The 11,841-nt window shown below is 33.4% G+C and carries 14 protein-coding genes; 2 read left to right on the top strand and 12 right to left on the bottom strand.

Annotated elements, in window-relative coordinates; translation table 11 throughout:
• Nucleotides 1–37 precede the first annotated feature (37 nt).
• The 4 genes from AC3QL1_RS08375 to AC3QL1_RS08360 are packed head-to-tail and all read right to left on the bottom strand — an operon-like array spanning nucleotide 38 to nucleotide 4,410.
• Entirely contained in the window at nucleotides 38–1,159 is a 1,122-nt protein-coding gene (locus tag AC3QL1_RS08375) for an efflux RND transporter periplasmic adaptor subunit (RefSeq protein WP_492496726.1), read from the bottom strand.
• 44 nt (nucleotides 1,160–1,203) lie between these two features.
• The gene (locus AC3QL1_RS08370) at nucleotides 1,204–2,469 is read right to left on the bottom strand and encodes an ABC transporter permease (protein ID WP_492496724.1); all 1,266 of its coding nucleotides are present in this window, start codon (nucleotides 2,467–2,469) and stop codon (nucleotides 1,204–1,206) included.
• Between the two features lie 2 nt (nucleotides 2,470–2,471).
• Nucleotides 2,472–3,716, bottom strand: a complete 1,245-nt coding sequence (locus AC3QL1_RS08365; protein ID WP_492496722.1) for an ABC transporter permease — start codon at nucleotides 3,714–3,716, stop codon at nucleotides 2,472–2,474.
• Nucleotides 3,709–4,410, bottom strand: coding sequence for an ABC transporter ATP-binding protein (locus tag AC3QL1_RS08360; RefSeq protein WP_492496721.1), 702 nt, complete (start codon nucleotides 4,408–4,410; stop codon nucleotides 3,709–3,711). The genes AC3QL1_RS08365 and AC3QL1_RS08360 overlap by 8 nt, the downstream gene beginning before the upstream one ends.
• 174 nt (nucleotides 4,411–4,584) lie before the next feature.
• On the opposite strand from AC3QL1_RS08360, the gene AC3QL1_RS08355 reads away from it, so the two are divergent.
• Both AC3QL1_RS08355 and AC3QL1_RS08350 read left to right on the top strand, forming a co-directional pair.
• On the top strand, nucleotides 4,585–5,991 hold the full coding sequence (locus AC3QL1_RS08355; protein WP_492496719.1) for a DUF4403 family protein: 1,407 nt from the start codon (nucleotides 4,585–4,587) through the stop codon (nucleotides 5,989–5,991).
• A gap of 25 nt (nucleotides 5,992–6,016) precedes the next feature.
• The gene (locus AC3QL1_RS08350) at nucleotides 6,017–6,619 is read left to right on the top strand and encodes a hypothetical protein (protein ID WP_492496717.1); all 603 of its coding nucleotides are present in this window, start codon (nucleotides 6,017–6,019) and stop codon (nucleotides 6,617–6,619) included.
• Here AC3QL1_RS08350 and AC3QL1_RS08345 read toward each other — a convergent pair.
• The 8 genes from AC3QL1_RS08345 to cyoE all read right to left on the bottom strand — a co-directional run bounded on the left by AC3QL1_RS08345 (nucleotide 6,616) and on the right by cyoE (nucleotide 11,771).
• Nucleotides 6,616–6,912: a hypothetical protein gene (locus AC3QL1_RS08345; RefSeq protein ID WP_492496715.1), complete on the bottom strand. Its 297-nt coding sequence runs from the start codon at nucleotides 6,910–6,912 to the stop codon at nucleotides 6,616–6,618. The genes AC3QL1_RS08350 and AC3QL1_RS08345 overlap by 4 nt on opposite strands.
• On the bottom strand, nucleotides 6,905–7,444 hold the full coding sequence (locus tag AC3QL1_RS08340) for a DUF420 domain-containing protein (RefSeq protein WP_492496714.1): 540 nt from the start codon (nucleotides 7,442–7,444) through the stop codon (nucleotides 6,905–6,907). The genes AC3QL1_RS08345 and AC3QL1_RS08340 overlap by 8 nt, the downstream gene beginning before the upstream one ends.
• 2 nt (nucleotides 7,445–7,446) lie before the next feature.
• Complete coding sequence (locus AC3QL1_RS08335) at nucleotides 7,447–8,136, bottom strand: SCO family protein (protein ID WP_492496713.1); 690 nt, start codon at nucleotides 8,134–8,136, stop codon at nucleotides 7,447–7,449.
• Nucleotides 8,137–8,148: 12 nt separating this feature from the next.
• A complete protein-coding gene (locus AC3QL1_RS08330) occupies nucleotides 8,149–8,805 on the bottom strand; it encodes a hypothetical protein (protein ID WP_492496711.1) in 657 nt (218 codons plus the stop codon).
• Between the two features lie 78 nt (nucleotides 8,806–8,883).
• Nucleotides 8,884–9,234 (bottom strand): cytochrome C oxidase subunit IV family protein, encoded by a 351-nt coding sequence (locus AC3QL1_RS08325; RefSeq protein WP_492496709.1) that lies wholly within the window; start codon nucleotides 9,232–9,234, stop codon nucleotides 8,884–8,886.
• A gap of 18 nt (nucleotides 9,235–9,252) precedes the next feature.
• On the bottom strand, nucleotides 9,253–10,236 hold the full coding sequence (locus AC3QL1_RS08320; RefSeq protein ID WP_492496707.1) for a cytochrome c oxidase subunit 3: 984 nt from the start codon (nucleotides 10,234–10,236) through the stop codon (nucleotides 9,253–9,255).
• A gap of 42 nt (nucleotides 10,237–10,278) precedes the next feature.
• Nucleotides 10,279–10,866 (bottom strand): cytochrome c oxidase subunit 3, encoded by a 588-nt coding sequence (locus AC3QL1_RS08315; protein WP_492496705.1) that lies wholly within the window; start codon nucleotides 10,864–10,866, stop codon nucleotides 10,279–10,281.
• A gap of 2 nt (nucleotides 10,867–10,868) precedes the next feature.
• Nucleotides 10,869–11,771: a heme o synthase gene (gene cyoE / locus AC3QL1_RS08310; protein ID WP_492496703.1), complete on the bottom strand. Its 903-nt coding sequence runs from the start codon at nucleotides 11,769–11,771 to the stop codon at nucleotides 10,869–10,871.
• Nucleotides 11,772–11,841: the final 70 nt, after the last annotated feature.

Genomic DNA, 11,841 nt, shown 5'->3' with positions numbered 1-11,841 from the left:
ACATTTTTTAAAACCAAAAAACCTTTATCCTTTCAGATTATTTTTTTTCTCCTTCACCTTCATTTAATAAGCCCTGATTCCAGATTTTAATTTTATCCGAAGCTTTGATTCCGCTTTTAATCTGAACATAAATTCCGTCACTAACTCCTAAAACCAAATCTTTTCTTTGAAATTTTTGAGGAGCAGTTTCCACTTCCACATAAGGTTTTTGTGTTTTTTTGTCAAATTGCACTAACGATTCTTTGATAGCCAAAACTTTATCTGCTTTTTCTAAGATAATAGAAGCATTTGCGCTTAAACCGGCTCTGATAAAAGTAGCGTCTCTATTTTCTAAAGAAGCTTTAATTTCAAACTGAATTGCGCCGTTTTCTGTAACCCCTTTTGGAGCGATATAAGTTAAAACGGCAATGAACTTTTTGTTTTCAATAGCTCCGACAGTAATCTCAATAGGCATTTTTTCTTTGATTTTCCCTACCTCAGACTCGTCAATTTTTCCAACAAAAATCATTCTTCCCACATCGGCAACACTTGCAATTGTAGTTCCTTCGTTAAAATTATTACTTTCAATAACCTGATTCCCCACTTTTACCGGAACGTCTAACACCATTCCGTTTACAGTAGAACGAATCAAAGTATTAGCATAACTTCCTAAAGATGATGTTGTACCCGTTTTTACAATATCAAGACTTTGCTTTGCTGCCTGATAGTTTTGTTTTGCCTGTGTATAAGCCAATTGTGCCGCATCAAAATCATTGGCAGAGATAACGTCTTTATCAAACAAAGTCTTTTGTCTTTTATAGATTTTTTCCTGGTTATCCAAAGCAATTTTAGCGGTCTGCACCTGATTTTGAGTATTGCTCACATTCGATACATTGGCCACAACTCTAATTTTTGCAATCATATCTCCAGCTTTGATTTTTTCTCCGGCTTTGATATAAACCTGCTCAATAATCCCTGAAATGTTCGGCTTGATTAGGACCTCTTCATCAGGCTGGATATTACCTGTGGCTATCGTGTTTTTTACAATCGTTTTAATTTCTGCCTTTTCCGTTTTAAATACAACCGGCGATTCCTGATTTTTCGCATATAAATAATATAGCGCGCCAAAGAAAACGATAGCAATAAAAATTAAAATGGTTACGGTTACTCCTTTTTTCATTTTGTTCCTGGTTTAATCGATTATTTTTTGATTGATAATTTATTTTATTCTGTTCGTAAAGCGTCTACAGGCTTTACATTAATTGCGGTCTGCGCCGGAATAAATCCTGCCAGCAAACCAGATCCCACTAATATTAATAAGGCAACAAATACAACTCCAAGATCAACACTTGGGTTGGCAAACATGGTATTACTTTCCGGCGGCATCGAATCTAAAACCATATTCAGAATTGCGATAATTCCCGTTGCGACTGCAATCCCAAACATTCCTGAGATAATAGTTAAAAATATAGATTCTGATAAAATTTGTCCCCGAATTGCTGCCGGCGTTGCGCCCAAAGCTCTCCGAATTCCAATTTCTTTCGTGCGTTCCTTCACCACAATAAGCATGATATTCGAAATACCAATTACTCCAGAAATCAGTACCAAAGTTCCTACAAAATAAGCAATGATTTTTAGAATACTGAATAAACTTTGCACTTTATTAAATTGTTCGTATAAATCAAAATTTCCAACAGCTCTGTCATCCGCAGGATTTACGGAATGAAGTGATTTAATTAGTTCTAAAATTTTTGGTTTTAAAGAAGTAATCGAGGTTTCATCTTTTGCCGTAAGTGCCATCCAGCCCACTTTATCTCCGTAATTAAAAGCTTGCTGAAAAGTAGTAAAGGGAATAAAAATATTTTTCTGTTCCTGTTCTGCGTTTCCTCCCTGCTGTTTTGATTTGTAAACACCAACGACCATAAAGTTGATTCCGTTGATTTTTACGTAAGTTCCAATGGCGTCTTCTGTTTTTTCATAAAGTTCGCTAATAACTCCCTTACCAATTACAGCAATTTTTCTTCTGTCCAGAATATCTTGTTGGTTTATAAAACGGCCTTTTATAATATCCATCGGTTGTTGTTTAATCAACTCCGGATAATCACCATAGATTGTAAAAGAAGAAGTTTTTGTGCCGCGAACCACATTATTGGTACCATTAAAATCTCCTAACTGATTACGAGGTGAAACATATAATAAATCCGGAAATGATTGTTTTAAAGCCGCTACATCACTATTTCTAAAATCATAACGACGTATTTTAGGCAATCCTTTATAGGCTTTTGATGTCGTCTGACTCCACATAAACATGGTGTTGGTGGCAATTCCGTCAAAACCTTTTTTAATTCCGTTTTCAAGACCATTTCCTGCCGCAAGTAATATCACCAGAATAAATATTCCCCAAAATACTCCAAAAGCAGTTAGAACCGTTCTGAAAACATTGGCCGTTAAAGCCTGTAAAATTTCGTCCCAATTATCTTTTTTAAACATAATTATTCGTCTCTAAGTGCTACAATAGGTTTTATTTTGGCTGCTCTGTAAGCGGGAAAAAATCCGGCAAGCGCTCCTGCAAATACAAGCAGAACAAGCGTTGTCAAAGCGACACTAAAATCAACTTCTGGATTTCTAAAATACTCACTCTGAACCATTGGTCCCACAAATTCCAGCAATAACAAACTTGCCAGTAAACCTGTAAAACCGGCAATTGTGGTAATAAAAATTGATTCATGAAGTATCATTGAAATAATAGAAAAAGGAGATGCTCCCAGTGCTTTTCTAATACCAATTTCTTTTGTTCGTTCTTTAACTATAATAAGCATAATATTGCTCACCCCCACAACACCGGCGATGATGGTACAAATACCTACCCACCAAAAAAACAATCTGATATATAAATTTAAATCATAAAACTGCTTTGCATCTTTAACCGAATTATAGGCATTTATTCCGCCGTCATCTTCGGGAGCCACCACATTTTTACTTTTGAGTAAGTTTTTTAAATCCTGAGTAAATTTTTCAGATTGCGCCAGAGCTTCATCATAATTATCTGTTTTTTTCAAGGTAAAAAACAAATTGCTGATTTTATCTCCGCCACCAAAAGTTCTCTGCACAGTTGTTTTAGGCAAATAAGCTCTTGCCTCTTCTCTTTCTCCTCCAGGATCTGTAAAAATTCCTATTACTTTAAAATTGATATTATTGATCAGGATTTCTTTCCCCATTGGGTCGCTGTCTTTAAACAAATCTGTTTTAATTTTCATACCAATAGTCGCCACTTTTTCATTATTGGCTAAATCTTTGGCATTTATAAATCTTCCTTTCACAATGGTTAGATTTTCTATTCCGCCATAATCAGGATCAACACCTCGGTATTGATAATTTCCTGATTCTTTTCCATAGGAAAACGGAGCTCCCCAAAAATTAAAAGTAGAAGCTCTTAAATCTAATTTATCCTCAAATTTCTGAACCGATTGTGAGTAATCGCTGTTTCGAAACTGAATTTGTCTTCCGGGATTCAATCCTTTGTACTCTTTGGTTGTTGTACCAGACCAAACCTCAATAATTCCAGCAGCGTCGCGTTCAAACTGTTTTTCAATTCCGTTTTGAAGTCCTTTACCGGCACCTAATAAAATCACTAAAATAAAAATCCCCGAAGCCACAGAAATTCCGGTAAGAAATGTTCTTAACCTGTTTTTTGAGATTGCTTCAAAAATTTCCTGCCAACGCTCAATATTAAACATAAGATGAAGCTCTAACTTGTTCTACCATTTTATCATCGATGATTAATCCATCTTTCAGGACAACATTTCTTTTGCACATTGCGGCAATATCAGGTTCGTGAGTAACGATTAAAATGGTTTTGCCTTCATCATTAATTCCCTGAATAAGTTCCATCACTTCATACGAAGTCTTCGTGTCCAAAGCCCCTGTTGGCTCATCGGCCAGTAAAACTTTTGGGTTTGAAGCCAAAGCTCTAGCAATGGCAACACGCTGTTTTTGACCTCCGGAAAGTTCGTTTGGCAAATGGTGTGAATGCGAACCCAAACCTACTTTCTCCAGATATTTCATGGCAATATCGTAACGCTCTTTTCTTTTTATTCCCTGATAATATAATGGCATTGCCACATTATCGAGAGCTGTTTTATAATTGATCAGATTAAAAGACTGAAAAACAAAACCTAAAAACTTATTTCTATATTTTGAAGCGATCGTTTCGTTCAGTTTTTTAATCGGAGTATTGTCTAAAATGTAACTACCAGAATCGGCTTCATCTAAAATTCCTAGAATGTTAAGAAGCGTTGATTTTCCAGAACCTGAAGATCCCATGATCGCAACCAATTCGCCTTCTTCAATATTAAAGTTGATTCCTTTTAACACATGCAACTGAGAATTTCCCATTTTATAGGACTTATGCAAATCTTTGATTTCGATCATGATATTGTTAAATTTTAAGACAATAATAATATTTTTATTAAGTTTTTTATGGTAAAAAAAAGTTAATAAATCTGACATACTATTTCAATAAGACTCCATTTATTATCAAATGTTACACTTTTTGACAATAATATAATTGTTTTGTTAATTTTGCTTCACTAAAAAATCTTAACGATGAAGTTTTTTTCAACTATTTCTTTATTTGCAGCAATTACATTATTAGTTAGTTGCTCCACATCTCAAAAATTAGAAACATTAAAACCAGAACCAGACGATGCAAGTCCGTTAGTTTACGATGCTAATCCTTCGTTTATCAATCTGCCAATTACAGTAAAACTTCATGATATCGAAAATCAGACAAATACGCTTTTAAACGGATTAATTTTTGAAGACAATAATATTGAAGATGACGATATCGAAATGAAAATATGGAAACAGGCGCCAATCAAAATCCTTAATGATCCTGCAAATCCGGATAAAAAGATCAAAACCATTTTACCTTTAAAAGCAACTATCAAATACCGCATTGGCACTAAAAAACTGGGTATTGAACTTTATGACACTCGTGAATTTAACCTAAACGGCGTTATTACCTTATCGAGCGAAGTTGCTTTAACAAACTGGAAATTAAACACCAAAACAGAATTCAAATCTCTTGACTGGAACGAAAGCCCAACAATGACTGTTTTTGGCAAAAACATGCCAATTACCTATTTGGTAAATCCGGCGATTTCTATTTTTAAATCGAAAATTGAAAAAAGCATAGACGACGCTATCGAAAAATCAATGGATTTTAAACCGAATGTTTTATCAGCTTTGGAAAAAATATGTACGCCGTTTAAAATGAACGACACGTATGAAACCTGGCTTAGAATTGTTCCCGTTGAAGTTTATTCTACCAATGCAAAACTTAAAAATGATTTGTTTTTATTGGATATGGGAATGAAATGCAATATGGAAACTATTGTAGGCAAACAACCTGAATCAAGATTCAACGCCAGTAAAATTGTTTTGAAACCTGTTGCTAAAATTCCGAATCAGATTTCTGCTAATATTGCCGCTATTTCCACTTACGCCGATGCATCAAAAATAATGACCAATAATTTTGCAGGTCAGGAATTTGGTTCCGGAAATAAAAAAGTCACCGTAAAAAATGTGGCAATCTGGCATAAAAATGATAAAATGATTATCGCTCTTGATGTTTTGGGATCTGTAAACGGAACAATATATGTAACTGGTTTTCCACAATATAATCCGCAAACCAAAGAAATTTATTTTGACAAATTAGATTATGTTTTAGATACCAAAAGCAAATTAATGAGAACTGCAAGCTGGCTCGCACAAGGTTATATCCTGAAAAAAATGGAAGAAAGCTGTCGTTATTCTATCCAGGCCAATTTAGAAGAGGGCAAAAAAAGTATGGCAGCTTATCTTAAAAACTATTCTCCTTTACCGGGTGTTTTTGTAAATGGAAAAATGGAAGATATTCAGTTTGACAAAATTCAATTAACAAATCAGGCGATTATCGCTTTTATAAAGATTAATGGAACTGTAAATGTTTCTGTTGATGGATTGAAATAAATTTGTCACAAACCTCCTGATTTGTATGAAATTAATATTTAAACTTTCGCTTGTATTTTTTATCAACTTTGCATTTAGTCAAGAATACAGAGAAGCTACAATCATTTTTATTGATAGTGCTTGTGTTAAAGGTTTTGGTGAAATTAAAAATAACACCATTTATTTTAAAGTTAAACAAGAAGACAAACCCAGCAAATGGAGTTATGATATCGCTAAAGGACTAGTATTTTCGGGTTATGGCTATTCTGAAAAATATGAATACGTTAAATTCGAAAAACATGTAGATCCAAAAATAATGGAAGTTATAGAAGAGGGAAAACTTATTTTGTACAAATATTCTAAATTGTTTTATACTAATGATGAAAGCATAAGCTTATCACAACCAGGAAAATTGCCTAAATATTATTCACCAGCTGAGCACTTCACCGAAACATTTTATATTAAGCGGAAAAATGAAGAACTTGCTCTTGACATAACTTTTAATTTTAAATCACGCGCAAGAATATATTTTTCAGATTGTGAAAAAATAATCGAAAAGATTAATAGTGAAAAATTTACCAAAAAAAATATACCTGAAATGATCTACTATTATAATGACTATTGTGATGAAAATGAAAATGAAAACTAAACTTTTTTCTTTTTAGACTGATACATTCTATAAATCAGAATACCTATAACTCCAACCAATAAATACGGAATCACCATCAAATAAACAATTCCATCATTTACGGCTTCTGCTTTTTTTACATTCGAATCTCCTGCAAGAGCAGCACGACACATCGCACACTGCGCATTTGCTCCAAGCGAAAAGAAAATAGAAAAAAGAATGTAGAAGCTTTTTGTTGAGAAAAAATTCACAATTCTACTTCTATCCGCCTTTCTATTTTCTTTAGTCTGTATTCTATTTTCTATTTTATACATAATAAGGAGAAATCATTAAGTAAACCACTACACCTGTTACAGCAACATAAAGCCAAAGTGGAAACGTTATTTTAGCTATTTTTCTGTGTCTGTCAAAACTTTCTGCAAGCGCTCTTACATACGTTATTAACACTAAAGGAATAATGGCAATAGATAGTAAAATATGCGTAATTAAAATAAAGAAATAAACATATCTGATAATTCCTTCGCCACCAAATTTAGTAGAGTCAGAAGTCATGTGATACGCCACATACATTACCAAAAAAGCAACTGATAATGAAATCGCAACCGTCATTAAACGTTCGTGAAGTTTACGTTTTCCGTTTTTAATAGCTATTACAGCCCAAACTAAAACTATTGCTGTAATACCATTTGTTGTAGCGTAGATTGGCGGCAAAAATGATAATGGCTCAACATTGTATCCAAAATCTTTTAATTTTACTCCAAATAAGATAGCGACAACTACCGGAATTATAATTGAAACAGCAATAATGAACTTGCTGAATTTTTTTTCTAATGAATGTTCTTCCATTTTTATTCTGCTAATAATATTTTAATATCTTCCTGAATATCTCTAACGCCTTTTTTATCTAAACCGTCGTAATACAAAATTGGATTTCCAAACTCATCTTTACGACAACGAATATTGCCGTCTTTATCAATTAAGGCAAATAAACCGGAATGTTCAAAACCTCCGTTTACTTTTGCATTTTCGCCGGCATATAAGTTGAATCCTTTGTTAGACAAATCCATAATAGTTGCTTTATCACCCGTCAGGAAATTCCAGTTTGATGATTTAACGCCTAACAATTTCGCATGTTCTTTTAAAACTTGTGGCGTATCGTGATTCGGATCTATTGTTATGGAAACAATTCCGAAATTAGGATTTCCGAAAAAAGTCTTTTCGATTTCCAACATACTTAAATTCATTTTTGGACAAATAGAAGGACATGTGGTGAAGAAAAACTCTAATACATATACTTTTCCCTTATACGTTTCATTTGAAATTTTAGCGTTGTCCTGATTTGTTAGTTCAAATTTTGGAGCCGGACCAATGGTTAATAGCTTCGCATCCGATTTGTCACTTTTCAAACCTACATTATCCAAACGGTTTCCTTTTACAACTTCTCCGTTTTTTATTCTGTCTACAATTTTAGGCACAGCATAAATTCCGAAAATTAAAATGATAAATGAAATTCCGATATAAGATTTATTTTTAAACATTATAATTGCTATTTAAAGTTGTTTAGTGGCGTTATGATTCTTTTTAAGAGCAGCGCGATATTCGTATAAAATGATTTTAAAATCATCCAGCATTTCGTTACTTAATTCCGATGGATGAAAAGTATCATAACCTTCTTTATACTCGTCCTTTTTATCTTTAGAAGCTCCTTTTCTTCCTCTTACGTTTCGCTCCTTATCTACGATATAAACATTTGAAGTTCCCAGATTATGATCCAGTTTTCCCTTTAAGTGCAATTGATTGTAAAATGTTTTAATTTCTTCCGGAGAAGCAAAAATAAAATTCCAACCTTTTACATCTGTAAATGGTTTTAATGCATCAACTACTTTTTGAGCTTGCTTTTCTGTTCCGATTGGGCAAAGTATTACAAACTGAAGATCTTCAAAACCATTATAACGCTTGTAAATTTTTTCATTTAAGTTGAAATAGTTTCCGCGGTTATTTAAAATTTCCAAACCTGAAAAACCCAGAACAGTTATCTTTTTATCAAGTGAAACTTTTTTTCCATCTAAAGATTTCCAATTACCAAAATCGGCAACCTTTGGGGTTATTACAGGAAGTTTAGTAAAACTATTAACACCCGAAGCAAAAAACAAATAGGCTACAATTGGCAGAACAAAAAGTACAAAAAGAACTATATTTTTTTTCATTGTATTAACGGAAGTTATTGAGGTACAAAAATAAAAAAATCCCGATGTTATCGGGACTCTTTTCGAATTAATATCATGTTAAAAATTCCATTTAATAGTAGAATCTTTAAAAACCCCATAAATATAATGTCCTTCTGTCAACAGAATAAACAATAAATATAATACCAGGAAAATAACTGGTGATACAACAGACCATCTAAGGCTGCTTTTTTCACCTTCCATGTGCATGAATGCCCATACAATATAATATGCTTTGAAAATTGTCAGGATGTAGAAAATCCAGTTCAACAAATTCAAACCTACAAAATGATTAAACTCTAAAACTCCAGGTTTCAAAATACCCAAAATAACTTCTACTGTAGTTACTAATGATAGTAATCCAAAAACAAACCAGATTCTTTTTGTATTTGATACGTGTTCGTGTGACATAATAATTAAAATCTAAAATTAAACTAAGTAGAAAACTGTAAATACAAATACCCAAACTAAATCGACAAAGTGCCAGTATAAACCAACTTTCTCTACCATTTCGTAGCTTCTTCTTTTCTCATAAGTTCCTAATAACACATTAAAGAAAATAATGATGTTAATGATTACTCCAGAAAATACGTGGAAACCGTGGAATCCTGTAATGAAGAAGAAGAAATCAGCAAATAATTTACTTCCGTATTCGTTTCTTGTTAAGTTAGCACCTTCTACTACGTATTTTCCAGTACTTAAACGAGCTTCAGAATCTGCTCTTGATAAAACTGTTTTTTTCTTCGCTGCAGTAAGAGTTTCTGTTCTGATCAATAAATCAGGATGTGCTTTAAATCCTGCCTGGATTTCAGCAACAGAATATGTTGGCTGCGTTTCAGCATCTTCCATAAACCATTTTTCTTTGCTTCTTGTCAAAGCTTCTCTTTGTTCAGGCAATTTTACAGCAAACTCTTCAAGAGCTACTCTTTTACCATCTTTATCAACGAACTGCAATAAACTTCCACCTGCAGTTTCAACTGCACCATATTCTCCTTTAATGAAGTTTTTCCATTCCCAGGCTTGAGAACCCACGAAAATTAAACCTCCAATAATAGTTAAGAACATATAAATGGCAACTTTTGTCTTTTTTAATTGGTGACCTGCATCAACAGCCAAAACCATTGTTACAGATGAAAAAATCAAGATAAAAGTCATTAAGGCTACATAATACATTGGAGCCGAAACTCCATGCATAAATGGGAAGTGAGTAAACACTTCATCAGCCAAAGGCCAGGTTTCGATAAATTTAAATCTAGAAAAACCATAAGCAGCAAGGAATCCAGAGAATGTCAAGGCATCTGATACGATAAAAAACCACATCATCATTTTACCATAACTTGCTCCTAATGGCTGGATATCACCGCCTCCCCAAGTTTTTTCGTCGTTGTTTGCAGTAGTAACTGTCGCTTCCATAAAAGATATTCGTTAAAAAGTTCCCAAATTTACGTTTTTTTCTTATTTAAAGAAATATAAAAATAAAAATAAATATACCCATAATAAATCCAAAAAGTGCCAATACATCGCACCTAGTTCTATACCAAGAGTTTGAGTCGAATTGTATTTTTGTTTAAAATGATTATAAATTATAATTAAAAGTGAAATTAATCCTCCAGCCAAGTGCAGCAAGTGTGTTACGGTTACTACATAAAGGAAAGTTGTAGTAATTGAGCTACCTTCTCCTGTAAAATAATATCCGCTTTCTACGATTTGCCCAAAACCTGCAAATTGTAAAACCACAAATAGAATTCCTAATGCTAATGTTCCTAAAAGAAAAGCTGTCGTTGCGCTTCTGTTATCTTTCTGAATTGCTTTTTTGGCTAAATAAAAAGTAACACTACAGCCTAAAATAACAGCTGTACTGTAATAAAATGCAGTTGGTAATTCGAAATTCTTCAACCAGTCTGCTCTTGATTTACTTACTACAAATGCACTTGTAAGTCCGGCAAACATCATGGTCATACTTACCATGGCGAATAACAAAATCAGTTTTGCCGATTTTGATTTTACTACCTTTTCTTCACTTGTTGTCATTGTCATTTCCATAATTATCTTAAAAATTTATCTACTATAAATACAATCTGCAGTAACGAAATATACGAAACGCTTACCAGCATTAATGTTCTGGCTGCTTTTGCCGTTCGTAACTGATACAATTTTATTGCATAAAACAACATCCACAATCCTAACAAAAACACTAAAACTGCAGCGATTGGCGATATAAACAATTGTCCTGTATATCCTAACATCGGTAATAACGACGCAATGATTAGCCAAATTGTATATAAAATAATTTGTAACGCTGTTCCTTTATCCTTTTTACCTGTTGGCAGCATAAAGATTTTTGCCTTTTCATAATCTTCATATAAAAACCAGCCAATGGCCCAGAAATGAGGGAATTGCCAAAAAAACTGAATCAAAAATAAAGTTCCGGCTTCTATACCAAACTCTCCTGTTGCTGCGACCCATCCTAACATAAACGGAATTGCACCCGGAAAAGCACCTACAAAAACCGATAACGAAGTTACTGTTTTTAATGGTGTATATATGCTTGTATATAAAAATATCGAGATTGCCGCAAACATTGCCGACTTTGCATTGATGGTATAAAGCAATGCAATACCTATAATAGTAAGCAAACTTGCTACAAACAAAGCCATTTTTGGAGACATACGTCCTGAAGGAACCGGACGGTTTTTTGTTCGATCCATCAAAGAATCGATGTCTTTTTCAATTACCTGATTAAAAGCATTTGACGCCCCAACCATGCAATATCCGCCAATAGATAAAACAACCAAAACACTCCATTGAAACGGGTGATCCTGGTTTACACCCAATAAATATCCTGCAATTGACGAAAACAAAACACTAATAGCCAAACCTGCTTTAGTGATCTCTTTGAAATCCAGAAATATTGATTTTAATGAAATTGTATTTTTTGTAGCGTTCAAACCTTGATTGTTTGTATATTTTTTTGAGTGGTGCAAATGTACAAATTAGATTGTAGAATTCTGAACTATA

The organism is Flavobacterium sp. GW823-FHT04A11 (assembly GCF_058796535.1).
This window is presented reverse-complemented; position numbering and strand designations above follow the sequence as displayed.

What these genes read in the sequence shown, in the direction of transcription:
- AC3QL1_RS08355 (WP_492496719.1), top strand. Translation starts at nt 4,585, where the DNA reads ATGAAGTTTTTTTCAACTATTTCTTTATTTGCAGCAATTACATTATTA.
- AC3QL1_RS08330 (WP_492496711.1), bottom strand. Translation starts at nt 8,805, where the DNA reads ATGAAAAAAAATATAGTTCTTTTTGTACTTTTTGTTCTGCCAATTGTA.
- AC3QL1_RS08325 (WP_492496709.1), bottom strand. Translation starts at nt 9,234, where the DNA reads ATGTCACACGAACACGTATCAAATACAAAAAGAATCTGGTTTGTTTTT.
- AC3QL1_RS08340 (WP_492496714.1), bottom strand. Translation starts at nt 7,444, where the DNA reads ATGGAAGAACATTCATTAGAAAAAAAATTCAGCAAGTTCATTATTGCT.
- AC3QL1_RS08365 (WP_492496722.1), bottom strand. Translation starts at nt 3,716, where the DNA reads ATGTTTAATATTGAGCGTTGGCAGGAAATTTTTGAAGCAATCTCAAAA.
- AC3QL1_RS08320 (WP_492496707.1), bottom strand. Translation starts at nt 10,236, where the DNA reads ATGGAAGCGACAGTTACTACTGCAAACAACGACGAAAAAACTTGGGGA.
- AC3QL1_RS08375 (WP_492496726.1), bottom strand. Translation starts at nt 1,159, where the DNA reads ATGAAAAAAGGAGTAACCGTAACCATTTTAATTTTTATTGCTATCGTT.
- AC3QL1_RS08315 (WP_492496705.1), bottom strand. Translation starts at nt 10,866, where the DNA reads ATGGAAATGACAATGACAACAAGTGAAGAAAAGGTAGTAAAATCAAAA.
- AC3QL1_RS08335 (WP_492496713.1), bottom strand. Translation starts at nt 8,136, where the DNA reads ATGTTTAAAAATAAATCTTATATCGGAATTTCATTTATCATTTTAATT.
- AC3QL1_RS08360 (WP_492496721.1), bottom strand. Translation starts at nt 4,410, where the DNA reads ATGATCGAAATCAAAGATTTGCATAAGTCCTATAAAATGGGAAATTCT.
- AC3QL1_RS08370 (WP_492496724.1), bottom strand. Translation starts at nt 2,469, where the DNA reads ATGTTTAAAAAAGATAATTGGGACGAAATTTTACAGGCTTTAACGGCC.
- AC3QL1_RS08345 (WP_492496715.1), bottom strand. Translation starts at nt 6,912, where the DNA reads ATGTATAAAATAGAAAATAGAATACAGACTAAAGAAAATAGAAAGGCG.
- AC3QL1_RS08350 (WP_492496717.1), top strand. Translation starts at nt 6,017, where the DNA reads ATGAAATTAATATTTAAACTTTCGCTTGTATTTTTTATCAACTTTGCA.